We start from the raw sequence: 12,564 nt of genomic DNA on the forward strand, positions 1-12,564 counted from the left end.
TGCCGCACATGATCCAGGGGGAATTCGCCGCGCCGTCACCGGGTGCGCTCGCCGACGAAGTCGCCGCCGTGTCGGCCGACCGCCACGACCCGGGCGTGGGGACGTTCGAGCGTGTCCTCAATGCCGTGGTGGCCCACGGTCACCGCGACCGGGAGGCCTTGGCGCGCGCCCTGACCGGCGTCCCGCGCGAGGTCGGCGGAGCGGCGGGCACCCAGGTGCGCGGCCTCGCCGTCGTCGTCGGCGCCGCGGTGGGTACGGTAGGGGTGGCGGAGGACGGGAAGGGTGCCGGGGCGGGTTGGCTCGAACTGTGTCAGCACGCGGCCCTGGACTACGTCGCGGGCGCGCGCGTGGGCGAGCTCGCCGCCCGGCTGCGGGCGGGTGACACCGTCCCGTTCCTGCTGTCCGTACCGAGCCGCGGCTCCGGAGCCGTCGAACCGCACGAGTTGGTCGCGCGCCTCGCCGAGTACGGGCGCCTCGGCATCCGGCCCGGACCCGCCGACCTGGGACAGGCGCTGCTGCGTTGCGGGGGCCCGGTCGATCCGGAAGCCGTGCGCGCCGCGGAGCGGTTGGACTCGGCCGAGGGACCGCGGGTGGCCGCCTGGCTGCGCCGGGGCGGTCTGCCGGGGCCGCTGTCCCGGCGGGAACGCGAGGCCGGTGTGCCGGAGCGTCCCAGCCGGCGCCGGGGCGCACGGGCGGGGCGTCGGATCCTGGTGGGGCACGAGGCGATCGAGGGCCGCGGAGACTTCCCCCGCCGGTTCTGGTCGCTGTTCCGGAAGTTCGAGCCGCACATCTCCTGTCCGCACTGGACGCTGCCCGACTTCCGCAACGCGCACACGGTCGCCGCGCTGCCCTGGCATCCCGAGATCGCTGCCGCCCGATTGCTCACGGGGGTCGCTTCGGCGGCCGACCAGGGCGGGCAGGGCGGCCGGGGCACCCCCGCCTTCCTCGACGCCCTCGCGGCCACCGACGGGCCGGCCGGACCCGCCGTGCACCTCGCGCTCGCGTACGGGCTCGGCTCCGTCCCGCAGGCGGACCGGGACGCGGCCGTACGGTCCCTGGTGCTGCTGGCCGCGCGCGGGCGGCTGGACGGGGAACTGCTGGGTCGGGAGCTCACCGAGCTCGTCGGGCTCGGCACCCTGAAGGTGCCCCTGGTCACCGAGTCCCTGCGGGCGGCCGCCGGCACCGCGCGGGGGGCGACGGCGATCTGGTCGGTCCTGGCCGGCGCACTCCCGGGGCTCCTCGCCCACACCCGGCCGCAGGCGCACGGTGCGCTGCTCGCCGTCGCGGCGGACTCCGCCGCACTGTCGGGGGCGCGCGGCGGGTTGCCCGAGGTGACCGCGCTCGCGGAACGGCCGGGTTCGTCGCAACTGCTCAAGCAGGCGAGGCGGTTGCGCGACACCCTGGGTGGTTGATCCGGTGGGGCGAGGATCCCGGGACGGTCCGGGCCGGTCGGGCCTTCGGGATCATCCCGGTCCGGTCCGGCGGTCGGCGGCGTCGAAGCGGGCCAGTTCCAGGGCTCCGCGCCGCAGGGCCTGCTCCAGGGCCGGGGCGAGCCCGTCCTCCAGGCCGCCGAGGGCCTCGGCGGTCTCCTCGATGGCGTCCCGGGCGATCTCGGCCGCGACCTCCTCGGCCGGGGTGCGCGGACCGAGCTTGCTGACGGCGGCCGCCGCCCGGGCCGGCGTGAGCAGGGCCGTGACCTGGGCAAGGAGCCAGCCGGGCGCGCCGGCGGCGCCGTCGGCGGGTACCCGGTAGGGCCGCGAACCGTCGAAGCGTTCGTCCTCGGCGAAGGCCGGGTGCTTGAACTTGCCCACCGGCCGCGCGGGCGGTGCGCCGGCCGCGGCGCCGCCGTCGGTCGCCCACCACTCGTCGGCGGGTTTGACGACCAGCCCTTCCGCGAGGTTTCCGGGCAAATCGGGCAGGCCCAGGAGCGCCGGTACGCGGGTCGGGAAGTCCGGGGTCCGTTCACGGACCCGGGCGAGGGGGCCCCGCGCGAGCAGCGGGGCGCAGTGCAGGCCCGCGACGGCCGCCGCCTCCCGCAGGGACCGGTCCCCGACCCAACGGACGCCGTCCGCGGTGACGACGGTGGCGTCGAACGGCAACCAGAGCAGCCCGGGCGCGTACCAGACGCCGGTCTGCACCGGCTCGGTGTTCGGATCGGGGGGCACGTCCGGGTGCGGGTATCGGCCGCCGGCCAGTTCGCCGTAGACGGTGACGGGCGCCGTGGGGTCCGCCCCGTACGTCCGGCGCAGGGCGGTGGCGCAGCGGTCCGCGGCGACGGCCAGGGCCGGCCATATGCGGCCCACGCCGAAGAAGTCGTCGAGTCCGCTCTCGCCGAGCAGTTCGCGGCGTTTGGCCGGGCGGATGCCCGCGTCGTCGCACACGACGGCGAAGTTCGCGCCGTGGACCTTCTCCAGCGCGACCCATTCGCGGGCGCGCGCTTCGCCCAGCCGGGCGCGGGCGGGGATCTTGGGGTACGGGGACCAGTGGCCGTCAGGCATGCGCACCGCCGTGCTGGTGCTGCTCGGGGAGCCGGTTGTCCGGGTGCGCCCACAGCAGTACGTCGTCGGGGCGCCGGTCGCCGAAGAACGCGTCGACGGCGCCGCGCACCCCGTGCAGGCGGCATCCGGCGGCGGGGTCGTAGGCGGTGGCGTGGTCCGGTGGTTCGGCCGAGGCCTTCTGGAAGGTCGCGACGAACGGCAGCGCGGCGGCCGGCAGGTGGACGTCGACGCCGGCCGGCCTGGCGGCGAGGTGGAAGAACGTTTTGTCGTCCGCGCGGGAGTACCCGGTGAGCGTGAGCTCGGTGGCGGGTGTGCGCCAGGTCTTCCACTGGCGGAACGGGTGCCCGTGCTCCAGCCGTTCGGGATGGGCGGGTGTCCGCGCGGGGGCCTGGGTCATCGGTGCCTCCGTCGGACCGCCGGGATCGGGTGAGTGCCCGATCGTAGCGGGCGGCGCGAAGGGGTGGCCCGCCGTTTTCCGACGGGCCGGCGGGGTGCCCGAGCCACCACCGCACTCCCCCGTCGCACTCCCACGCCGGCCGGTCGCAGGGCGAAAAAGCAAGAGACGAGACGGTCCGGTCCGTCCTACACTGGCGGCATGTACGTGCGCTACTTCTTCCTCTGAGCACCGGGCACGACCCGGAGGCGGCCGGTTCCCCTTCCCCGGTCGCCGGTTCGTGCAGCCCTCCGCCGCCAGGAAGCAGGCCCTCGTACCCAAGGACGCCCCATGCGCTCGCACCCCTCTGCCGCAACCGCCGAAACCACCGCCCCCGCCGGTCCCACCGTGTCGCAGCTCGCCCTGCGCGACGTGTCCAAGACCTACGGGGACCGCCTCGTGCTCGACCGCGTCTCCTTCGCCCTACGGCCGGGCGAGAAGGTGGCCGTGATCGGCGAGAACGGCTCCGGCAAGTCGACCCTCATGCGGCTGATCGCCGGAACCGAGCAGCCCGACGAGGGCAGGGTCACCCGTTCCTTCCCGGGCGGTGTCGGCCATCTCGCGCAGACCCTCCCCCTTGACCGCGACCGCACCGTCCAGGACGCCGTCGACGCGGCCCTGCACGAGCTGCGGACCCTCGAAGCCCGCATCCGGGCCGCCGAGGGCGCCCTCGCGGACGCCGGCCCGGCGGAACTCGACGCGTACGGGGACCTCGTCACCACCTACGAGGCCCGCGACGGCTACGCCGCCGATGCCCGCACCGACGCCGCACTGCACGGGCTCGGCATCGGGCACATCGGGCGCGCGCGGACCCTCGGCTCGCTCTCGGGGGGCGAGGAGTCCCGGCTGGCCCTGGCCTGCGTGCTCGGTGCCGCCCCGGAGCTGTTGCTGCTCGACGAGCCGACCAACCACCTCGACGGGCCCGCCGTGGCCTGGCTCGTGGAGCGGCTCCGCGGCCACCGCGGCACCCTGATCGTCATCACGCACGACCGGGCCTTCCTGGAGCGCGTGGCGACGACGGTCCTGGAGGTGGACCGGGACCTGCGGACCGTCACCCGGTACGGGGACGGCTGGGCGGGCTACCGCACCGCTCTCGCCGCGGCCCGGCGCGGAAGGCAGCAGCGCCACCAGGAGTACCTGGACGAACTCACCCGTACGCAGCGGCTCGTCGACTCCGCCGGACAGCGTCTGGCATCCACCGGTAAGGACCCCGGCCAGGGCTTCGGCAAACACCGCCGCTCGCACGAGGCCAAGTTGTCGGGCCGGGTCAGGGCGGCCCGCCGGCACCTGGACCAGCTGCTGCGGGAACCGGTCGCGGCGCCGCCGGAGCCGTTGCGGTTCGCCGCCCGGATCGAGGAGGACGGCGCGCCCCTGCCCGAGAACGTCCCCCACGTGGCCGAGCTGACGGGGATCCGGGTCGGCGACCGGCTCTCCGTACCGCGGCTCGCGGTCGCCCCGGGGGCACGCCTGTTGGTGTCCGGGCCGAACGGGGCGGGGAAGTCGACGCTGCTTCGCGTGCTGGCGGGTGACATCGCGCCGGACCAAGGCACGGTGCGGCGCCACACGTCGGTCGGGTACCTCCCGCAGGAGGTCGCCTTCGACCCGGCGCCGCACCCCCTGCTGCACGGCTTCGCCGAGGGCCGGGCGGGCGACCCGGACGAGTACGCCGACGAGTTGCTCGCGCTCGGCCTGTTCCGCCCGGACGACCTGCACGTTCCCGTGGCGGCGCTCTCCGTGGGGCAACGGCGGCGGCTGGAGCTGGCGCGGCTCGTGACCCGCCCCGCGGGGCTGCTCGTCCTGGACGAGCCGACCAACCACGTGTCACCGGCCCTGGTCGAGGAGCTCGAAGGGGCACTGGCCGCCTTCCCCGGTGCGGTCGTCGCGGTCTCCCACGACCGGCGGTTCCGCTCCGCCTTCACCGGCCCCCGCCTCGAACTGCGCGCGGGCTCGGTGCGGCAGGGCGCAGGGAATTGAGGGGCTCCGCCGCCGACCCTCTGCGTAGGGTGGCCGGATGAGCGTGATGGAGATCGTGCCCGACCAGGGCGAATGGCGTGGCGGGTTCGACGAGCGGGTGCTCGCGAGGTACCGGGCCGCGGGGTGCTCGGAGCCGCTTGCCCGGGCGCTGCTGGAGCGGACCGTGGAGAACGTCGACGGTTGGACGGTCGCCACGGACGGCTCCGGGTGGATCGCGGTCGAGGTGACGCAGGACAACGGGACGACCGTGGGACGCATCCACGACCTGACGGCGCCGGAGGGGCGCGCGTGGGCCGAGCGGTGGTGCGCCGAGCAGGGTGCGCGGCGCGTGGAGGTCCGGCTCACGGGCGGAGCCGGAGGGTTCGCCGACTATCCCGTGCGCCAACAGATACGGATCCGCGCCGCGGCCGAACAGCCGCAGCTGCCCGTGGGTCTGACGGTTCGTCCGCTCACCGAGGAGGAGTACCCGGCCTGGTACGCCGGCGAGGAGGCCGGGTACATCAAGGACATCGTCCGGGCCGGCGCGCTGACCGCGGAGCAGGCTCGGAAGAAGTCCGATCGGGACTTCGCCCGGCATCTCCCCGAGGGGTTCCGGACCCCGGGTCACGCCTTCTACGCGATGGAGGCCGACGGGCAGGTGGTCGGCACCGGCTGGGTGAAGCACGCGTTCCTGCCGGGTGTGACCTTCGGCTTCTCCCTGGAGGTGTACGAGGAGCACCGCGGCAAGGGCTACGGCAGGGCCGCGATGGCCGTCGGCGAGTGGGCCGCCCGGCACGGCGGCGACGGCGCGATGATGTTCAACGTCTTCGGCGGCAACGAGGTCGCGATGAGTCTGTACGACAGCACCGGTTACACCGTGCTGGACGAGTACCGGTCGATCAACCTCCCGGCCCGGTAGCCGATGCGGCGGCCCGCGACCGCGCTGCCGGTCGCGGGCCGCCGGGGCGGGGCGGGGCCGTGGCGCTCCGCACGTACGATGGGCGCAGGGGGCGGAGGCGTAGCGCAGAGGTCGTCGCGCGCGGTCTCCAAAACCGTGAGGACGCCGGTTCGAATCCGGCCGGCTCCGCCCCTCCCGGCGCCCCGCGCCTTCCCTCGCCCGCCCCGGTCCGCCGGAGCGGCCCGGGGGTGAGGGACTTCCTAGGAGGCGTCCTCGGGGCCGGACCGGCGCGATTGCCGCAGGGCCGGGAGGCCGACGCCCAGGGCGGTGCCGATTCCCATGCCGAGGGCCAGGCCGAGTCCGATGTTGTCGAACACGAGGAGCCCCAGGGCCACTCCGAGGGAAACGCCGATCGAGAGGCCCACCGCCAGTCCGGTCGCGGCGGCCGGGTTCTCGGGCGCGTCGGACGGCGGCTCGGGCTTCACGGGCTCCCCGTCCACGGACGGTTGTTCATGTGTCATGCACACAGTCTGGCAGAGGCGGCGCACCGCGGTTCGGGAGCCTCCCGACGGCTCGCGACGGCCCCGGCGGCCCCCGGCGGGTCAGTCCTGGTCGAGGACCTCGCGGAGGGTCAGGGCGAAGGCCTCCGGTTCTCCCTGTTGGCCGTACTCGCCGCCGAGGAAGCCGCCGTGGTGGCTGGGGAACAGGACGGTTCCGCCGCCGAGCGCCTCGGCGGCACCGGCCGCGGCGCGCGCGGGGAACTGCCCCTGCGACTCCTTGCCCTCCGCGATGACGATCCGCGTCCCCGCGGCCCGGAGCGCGGCGAAATCGGGCCGGTAGGAGGTGCAGCCGCGCATGTTCTGTCCCAGCAGGGGATCACCGCGCGTGCCGTCGTCCTCGACGGGCAGGCCGAAGGCCGCCGGGTCCGGCGCGGGCTCCTCCCGCCAGTTCGCCGGGATCGGTCCCGTGCGGGTGGCCATGACCAGGAACTTCGCCATGGCCGGGCCCATGCCCTCCCGCAGGTACGTCGCGTGGATGTCCGCGCACACCTCCAGTGCCGCCTCCCGGTCGGGCAGGACCTGCGCCAGCGGCGGCTCGTGCGCGACGAGGGTGCGGACCAGATCCGGGTACCGGGCCACCAGGGCGAGCCCGTTGACGGCTCCGCCGCTGCTCGCGAAGACGTCGACGGCACCCGCGCCGGCCGCCTCGATGACCCTGCGCAGGTCCTCGGCGTGCTCCTGCGGCAGCGTCTCGGCGGCGCCGTCGGTACGGTCGCTGCGGCCGGTGCCCCGCGGGTCGTACGTGATGACGGTCCGGTCGGTGAAGTGCGCGGCCAGGCTCACGAATCCGGCCGCGTCCATCGGGGAACCGATCAGGAACAGGGCGGGCCGGGCCCCGCCCCCGGGCCGGCCGTCCCCGCCGTGCACGTCGTACGTGATGGTGGCGCCCGTGGATTCCAGCGTGCGGGTCACGATTGCGGTCATGGGGTCCTCCTGCGGATGTGTGCTGTCGGAGGGGTTGACCGTCGGGGGCGCCGGAACTCATCGCTCGGCGGCGTACGGGTTTCGGCCGTGCCGCAAAAGGCCGGGGCCCGTGTCACCGTACGGGCGGTGGCACGGGCCCCGGATGGAGCGGAAGGGTGCGGTCGGTCAGCCCGCGGCGGCGGCCAGCAGGACGTCGACGAGCCGCTCCGCGGCGTCGGGCCGGCCGTGCGCGCGTGCGCGCTCCGCCATCGCCGAGCGGCGGGCGGGGTCCGTCAGGAGCGGGCCGAGGGCGTTCCAGAGGGTCTCCGGGGTGACGTCCCCGAGCAGGGCGACGGCCGCGCCCGCGTCGGCCAGGTGCTGCGCGTTGTGGGCCTGCTCGTTGCCCGCGGAGGTGGCGAGCGGCACGAACACGGCCGGCTTGCCGAGCGCGGTCAGTTCGGCCAGCGTGCCGGCGCCGCTGCGCGACACGACGACGTCGGCGAGCGCCAGGACGTCGGGCAGTTCCGGTCCGACGAAGCCGGTGAGGTGGTAGCGGCCGGCGAGGACCGGGTCCAGGCCGGCGGCGGCCGCGCGGAGTTCGTCCACGTTCGCCGGTCCGCACTGGTGGATCACGTTCGCGTGGCCCAGGAGCCACGGAAGGACGTCCCGGACGACCCCGTTGATCTGCTGGGCGCCCTGGGCGCCGCCGGTGACGTACACGGTCGGCAGCCGCCGGTCGAAGCCGGTGAGGTTCAGCGCGTACACCGCCTTGTCGGGGTGCCCGGTCAGCACCTCCGGTCGGACGGGGTTGCCGGTGACGACGGCCGCGCCGCGTAGCTCGGCGGGGAGCAGGTCGAGCGAGGAGTCGGAGGACAGGGCGATGCGGGTCGCGGAGCTCGCCAGCTTCCGGTTGGCCAGTCCGAGGCGGACGGTCTGCTCGTGGAGGACGAGCGGGCGGCGGCACAGGCGCGCGGCGAGGCCGGCCGGTACGGCGACGTAGCCGCCGGTGGCCAGGACGACGTCGGGCTCGAACTCGGACACGATGGAGCGGGCCTGGGCCACGCCGAGCGGCACGCGGGCCATGTCCTTGACGTTCGCGGCGGACAGCATCTTGAGGGGGTTGGCCGAACGCCGGATCTTGCCGGTGGCCACCGTCTTGAAGGCGATTCCCTCGGCCGGGGCGACGCGCGCTTCGAGACCGTCGGCCGTGCCGATCCACAGAACGTCGAGGGTGCTGCCCTGGGCCGCGAGGCGACCTTGCAGCGTCCGGATCGCCGTCAGCGCGGGATACGTGTGACCGCCGGTCCCTCCGCCCGTCACGAGCAACCGGAAGGAACGCGGGAGTGCGGAAGTGTTCACCCTGCACACCCTACTGGCCTCGTACGCGCGTCCTACGATCGCGGGTCGGCGCGGGTGCCCGGGCCCGCCGCGAAGGAGCCGCCCACGCACGAAGGTCCCGACCCCTGAGGGGTCGGGACCTTCGGATCGGAGCGCTGGGCAGGCCTTGCACCTGCATTTCCCCACGGGAAGTGGGGCGTCTTTCCTTGGACCACCAACGCACGGGCCGCTGCCGTGATCACGGCGGCGAGCTCAAGATCGACCCTAACGCATTCGGCGGGCTATTCCCAAAGGCGCCGGAGGTGGGCGTCGAGCACGTCCCGCGCCTGCGACCGCGCGAGGTGGCCGATGAGGACGTGGGTGGTGAGGCCGTCGGCGAGGGCGAGGAGCGTACGGGCCTCGCGGTGCGGGTCGAGCGGAACGGGTCGACCGGTGTCCGCGCCCGCGCGGGCCTCCACCTCGGCGCCCGCCTCGGCGTCCGCGTGCCCGGACGCGCGGGCCTCCGCGATCAGGCGGGCGAAGGCCTCCTGGAGCTCCGCGTAGTTCGCCCTCAGCGGTGTGGCGAGCGCCTCGCTGACGGCCGCCTGCGCGACGAACGCGAGCCAGACCCTGGCTTCGGCCCGGTGTTCCTCACGGAGCAGCGCGACCTCGGTGGCGGCGTGGCCCAGGGCCGTACGCGCGGACTGGGCCGGACTCCTGACGAGGCGGGCCTGGACGCGTTCGCCGATCAGCTCGCCGATCTGGCCGAGCGCGAACACGAGCATCTCCTCCTTGGTGCGGAAGCACCGCTGGACGGCGCCCATCGACACCTGCGCACGGGCGGCGACGTCGCGCAGCGACACGCCCTCCAGGCCGTGCTCGTCGGCGAGCTCGCAGACGGCCTCGGCGATGACGCGCCGCCGGCCCGCGTGATCCACCTGTCGGGGCATGTCCGGCCGCCTCCTGGTTCCCGTGTGTCCGTCGTCCCGCGCGCGCCGCACCACGGGCACGCGCGCACCGCTCACCAGGCTACAGTTCCGATGCGTTCGCATTGCTTCCGGGCGGGGGCGGGGCGGTGCCTCGGATCCCACTTGTGCCGCGGGGGCCGCTTCGGCGACGATCACGCCATGACAATGCGAAAGGGCGTACTCCGCCCGGGCCGGTGAGGCCCGAACCGCCGGGCCTCCACGGTCCGGCCGACTGTGTGGAGACCTGGATCCACGAGGTCCTCCGCGACCCCGCCTCAGCCCGCTGCGGCGCCGCGCGCAGGGCGATCTTCGATGCCGTGGGGAAGGACCGGGGCGGGCCCGTCACCGGCCGGTTGCTCGCCGAGGTCCGCGCGGCTCCGGTGCGACCGCGCCTCCTCCTCCTGGAGTTGCTGGGCGGCCTGTGCGGGAACGGTGACGTCCCGTGGCCCGGTGTGGCCGCCGTCGCCGTGCTCCTGACGCGCGATCCCGACGCGCCGGTGCGGCGGGCCGCGGCCTGGCTGCTGACCGCCGCCGATCACCACCGGGCCGTCGGGCTGCTCACCGGATCGGACGCCGAGCGGGATCCCGTGGCCCGGACGGCACTGGCCGAGGCCCTGCTGGCGCGGGGCGACGGGCCGGACCGGCCGACGCTGCGCGCCGACCGGGACCCGGCGATCCGACTCCGCGCCACCCTGCGGCCCGACACGGACGCGGTCCTGGCCGACCTCGACGCGGCCGGAGCCCGACTGGGCGGAGCGGGAGGCCGGGTGCGGTGGGGCGCGGGCACGGTATGGGGGCTGGCCGCGACCCGGTCCGGCGACGCGGAGACCTGCTACGCGGACATCGGGCTGCTCGCCGCGCACGGCACCGTGGTGGCGCGGCGTGCGGCGGTCGACATGGCTGCGATCGCCCTGCGGGAATGGCGGACGGCTCCGCAAGCGCTCGTACCGCACCTGCGACCGCTGCTGGGCGGCGCGGCGGACCCCGGTGTACGGGCGGCGGCCGCCGCCGCCGTCGCCGGTCCGATGGCGACCACCCGGCTCTGCGCCGAGGAACTCGCCCGACTGCTCGACGAGTTGCCGGACGTCGCCGCCCCCGCCCTGGCCCGGATCGGCGACGTGCGGGCGCTGCCGCGGCTCTGCGGTCTCGTCGGCGGGGGCACGTCCACGCGAACGGTGTCGGAGGGGGTCGACGGGCTGGCCCGGGCCGGTTGCGACCTGGGGCCCCTCGTGGCGGCGGCCGCCGACTTCCTCGACCGGCACGCGGGAGCGGGTGACCGTGGGGTCCGGGCCGCCGTGGGCGTGCTGCGCGGCTGCGGGCCCGCGGCGGTGGACGCCGTACCGCAGTTGCTGCGCGTGCTCGCCTCGGACACCGACGGTGCGACGGGGCCACGGACCCTGGCCGTCCTCGCGCTCGGCGGGATCGGCCCCGGGGCGGCCGCCGCCGTACCGCTGCTCGACAGCCTCCGCGGGGGCGTCGTCGGGCGGTTCACCGGGGAGGTGGAGATGGCGCTGATCCGGATCACCGGGGACCGGCGGCGGGCCGAGCGGGTCTTCGCGGGGTTGCCCGAGGGGCGGCGCGACCTGCGCCTGACCGCGCGCCTGCTCGAATGGCTCGCCGGGCACGGCGGGCTTGAGCCGCGCCACGTCGCCCACCTGCGGGAGGCATGCGCGGACCCGGCGGGGCGGGCCGTGCACCCGGGGTGCGCGGGTACCCTGTGGCGCCACGAGGGGGACGCCGTCGCGGAGCTCGCCCTCGACGTACTGCTGCCCCACGTGGTCGGGGAGGTGCACGGCGTGTACGTCTGCACGGTCCTGGGCGCCATGGGTGCGTCCGCCGCCCGGGCCGTACCCGCGTTGCGCGAGGTGGCCGGGCGTCGGGAGCGGGTCCGGATGTACATCGGGGACTTCGACGAGGAGACGCGGGCCGACGAGCGCCTGGCCGCGGCGGCCCGGGCGGCCCTGTGTCGGATCGCCGGCGCCCCGGCGAGCCGGGACGAAGGCCGCCGGCGGCCACCGGCCCCGTTCTGAAGTCCCTCCGGCCCGGCCCGAGGCGTCCTCCTCGGTGGTACGGGTCGGGACGTGCGGATGGGCCGGGCCCGTGGGGATGCGGGTCCGGCCCGCCCGATCGGGCGTCCGTCAGGGTCAGACGCGGTCGGCCGCGATCAACAGGTACTGGAAGGAACCGTCCTTGTACGAGTTGATGAACGCCTCCTCGATGCCGGTGACCAGCGAGGACGTGGCCCGCAGCTCCCAGTAGGGCAGGGTCGCCGGCGTCAGGTCGATGACGGCCTGCGGTACGAGACGGTTGTCGGCCAACGCCCGCATGTACTCACGGCGGGAGTGGATGTTGCACTCGAAGTGCGCGTTGATCTGCGAGACCCACTTGGAGGGCTGCCCGTAGCGGGGGTTCCAGCAGCCGGTGATGGTCACGTACCGGCCTCCGACGGAGAGCACCCGGGAGTGCTCGGCGAAGAGGTCGTGCAGGTCGACGTACATGCTCGACTCGTTGTTCCACGAGCCCGCGGCCCGCCCCGTCTCGAAGGGCATGTCGAGCATGTTGCAGACCCGCGCGCGGACGGAGTCGGCGATGCCCAGTTCCCGGGCGCGCTGGTTGGCGAACTCGGCCTGCTTGGCCGACAGCGTGACGCCCTCCACCTTGCATCCGAACCGCTGGTGGGCCATGACGGACGAACCGCCGCGACCGCAACCGGCGTCGACGAGGGTGTCCTCGCGCCCGATGGTCCCGAGGTGGTCCAGCAGGACGTCGGCCTGGGCCGACTCCAGGCGGTGCAACTCGGCGATCAGCTTCTTCTCGTACTCGCTGTCCGCGCTGTCGCCGAGGGCCGCGTGGTCGACGTCGCCGATGCCGTAGTGGTGGTGGTAGAGCCCGTCGACGTCGCCGAGACGAAGATTCACCGGCCGGGCCTCGTGGTCCCAGTAGCGGGCGATGTCACCCTGGTAGGGCGTCGCCGGGGCCGGGATGAATGCCGAGGGGGTCGCGGTGGTGAGCTCGGTGTTGGTCACAGATGAAT

Annotated in this window: 11 protein-coding genes and 1 tRNA gene; 5 read left to right on the top strand and 7 right to left on the bottom strand. The window is 75.0% G+C overall.

Going from position 1 to position 12,564, the window contains the following annotated elements:
* Nucleotides 1–8: 8 nt before the first annotated feature.
* Entirely contained in the window at nucleotides 9–1,412 is a 1,404-nt protein-coding gene (locus ACFVS6_RS02645; RefSeq protein WP_389700117.1) for a hypothetical protein, read from the top strand.
* A gap of 51 nt (nucleotides 1,413–1,463) precedes the next feature.
* Here ACFVS6_RS02645 and ACFVS6_RS02650 read toward each other — a convergent pair whose 3' ends face one another.
* Nucleotides 1,464–2,498, bottom strand: coding sequence for an RNA ligase family protein (locus tag ACFVS6_RS02650; protein ID WP_389700118.1), 1,035 nt, complete (start codon nucleotides 2,496–2,498; stop codon nucleotides 1,464–1,466).
* The gene (locus ACFVS6_RS02655) at nucleotides 2,491–2,895 is read right to left on the bottom strand and encodes a hypothetical protein (protein WP_389700119.1); all 405 of its coding nucleotides are present in this window, start codon (nucleotides 2,893–2,895) and stop codon (nucleotides 2,491–2,493) included. The genes ACFVS6_RS02650 and ACFVS6_RS02655 overlap by 8 nt, the downstream gene beginning before the upstream one ends.
* Nucleotides 2,896–3,222: 327 nt before the next feature.
* Between ACFVS6_RS02655 and abc-f the strand changes: the two genes are divergently transcribed.
* From abc-f to ACFVS6_RS02670, 3 genes are all read left to right on the top strand, one after another.
* Entirely contained in the window at nucleotides 3,223–4,905 is a 1,683-nt protein-coding gene (abc-f, locus tag ACFVS6_RS02660; protein WP_389700120.1) for a ribosomal protection-like ABC-F family protein, read from the top strand.
* A 37-nt stretch (nucleotides 4,906–4,942) separates the two neighbouring features.
* Nucleotides 4,943–5,803: a GNAT family N-acetyltransferase gene (locus ACFVS6_RS02665; protein WP_389700121.1), complete on the top strand. Its 861-nt coding sequence runs from the start codon at nucleotides 4,943–4,945 to the stop codon at nucleotides 5,801–5,803.
* A 93-nt stretch (nucleotides 5,804–5,896) separates the two neighbouring features.
* Nucleotides 5,897–5,971 (top strand) — tRNA-Trp (locus tag ACFVS6_RS02670).
* 71 nt (nucleotides 5,972–6,042) lie between these two features.
* On the opposite strand, the gene ACFVS6_RS02675 is transcribed toward ACFVS6_RS02670, so the two are convergent.
* The 4 genes from ACFVS6_RS02675 to ACFVS6_RS02690 form a co-directional block, all read right to left on the bottom strand.
* Complete coding sequence (locus tag ACFVS6_RS02675) at nucleotides 6,043–6,303, bottom strand: hypothetical protein (RefSeq protein ID WP_389700122.1); 261 nt, start codon at nucleotides 6,301–6,303, stop codon at nucleotides 6,043–6,045.
* A gap of 81 nt (nucleotides 6,304–6,384) precedes the next feature.
* Nucleotides 6,385–7,266, bottom strand: a complete 882-nt coding sequence (locus tag ACFVS6_RS02680; protein WP_389700123.1) for an alpha/beta fold hydrolase — start codon at nucleotides 7,264–7,266, stop codon at nucleotides 6,385–6,387.
* 165 nt (nucleotides 7,267–7,431) lie between these two features.
* On the bottom strand, nucleotides 7,432–8,604 hold the full coding sequence (locus ACFVS6_RS02685; protein ID WP_389700124.1) for a glycosyltransferase: 1,173 nt from the start codon (nucleotides 8,602–8,604) through the stop codon (nucleotides 7,432–7,434).
* Nucleotides 8,605–8,864: 260 nt separating this feature from the next.
* Nucleotides 8,865–9,512, bottom strand: coding sequence for a TetR/AcrR family transcriptional regulator (locus tag ACFVS6_RS02690; RefSeq protein ID WP_389700125.1), 648 nt, complete (start codon nucleotides 9,510–9,512; stop codon nucleotides 8,865–8,867).
* 254 nt (nucleotides 9,513–9,766) lie between these two features.
* On the opposite strand from ACFVS6_RS02690, the gene ACFVS6_RS02695 reads away from it, so the two are divergent.
* A complete protein-coding gene (locus ACFVS6_RS02695) occupies nucleotides 9,767–11,560 on the top strand; it encodes a hypothetical protein (RefSeq protein ID WP_389700126.1) in 1,794 nt (597 codons plus the stop codon).
* 114 nt (nucleotides 11,561–11,674) lie between these two features.
* Here the strand turns inward: ACFVS6_RS02695 and ACFVS6_RS02700 are convergent, their stop codons facing one another.
* Nucleotides 11,675–12,556, bottom strand: a complete 882-nt coding sequence (locus ACFVS6_RS02700) for a geranyl diphosphate 2-C-methyltransferase (protein WP_389700127.1) — start codon at nucleotides 12,554–12,556, stop codon at nucleotides 11,675–11,677.
* Between the last annotated feature and the right edge of the window lie 8 nt (nucleotides 12,557–12,564).

The sequence above is a fragment of the Streptomyces sp. NPDC057939 genome (assembly GCF_042887545.1).
In the GTDB taxonomy this organism is placed as follows: Bacteria; Actinomycetota; Actinomycetes; order Streptomycetales; family Streptomycetaceae; genus Streptomyces.

Excerpts from the sequence above, each read along its gene's own strand:
- ACFVS6_RS02645 (WP_389700117.1), top strand. The coding sequence starts at position 9 with ATGATCCAGGGGGAATTCGCCGCGCCGTCACCGGGTGCGCTCGCCGAC.
- ACFVS6_RS02650 (WP_389700118.1), bottom strand. The coding sequence starts at position 2,498 with ATGCCTGACGGCCACTGGTCCCCGTACCCCAAGATCCCCGCCCGCGCC.
- ACFVS6_RS02655 (WP_389700119.1), bottom strand. The coding sequence starts at position 2,895 with ATGACCCAGGCCCCCGCGCGGACACCCGCCCATCCCGAACGGCTGGAG.
- abc-f (WP_389700120.1), top strand. The coding sequence starts at position 3,223 with ATGCGCTCGCACCCCTCTGCCGCAACCGCCGAAACCACCGCCCCCGCC.
- ACFVS6_RS02665 (WP_389700121.1), top strand. The coding sequence starts at position 4,943 with ATGAGCGTGATGGAGATCGTGCCCGACCAGGGCGAATGGCGTGGCGGG.
- ACFVS6_RS02675 (WP_389700122.1), bottom strand. The coding sequence starts at position 6,303 with ATGACACATGAACAACCGTCCGTGGACGGGGAGCCCGTGAAGCCCGAG.
- ACFVS6_RS02680 (WP_389700123.1), bottom strand. The coding sequence starts at position 7,266 with ATGACCGCAATCGTGACCCGCACGCTGGAATCCACGGGCGCCACCATC.
- ACFVS6_RS02690 (WP_389700125.1), bottom strand. The coding sequence starts at position 9,512 with ATGCCCCGACAGGTGGATCACGCGGGCCGGCGGCGCGTCATCGCCGAG.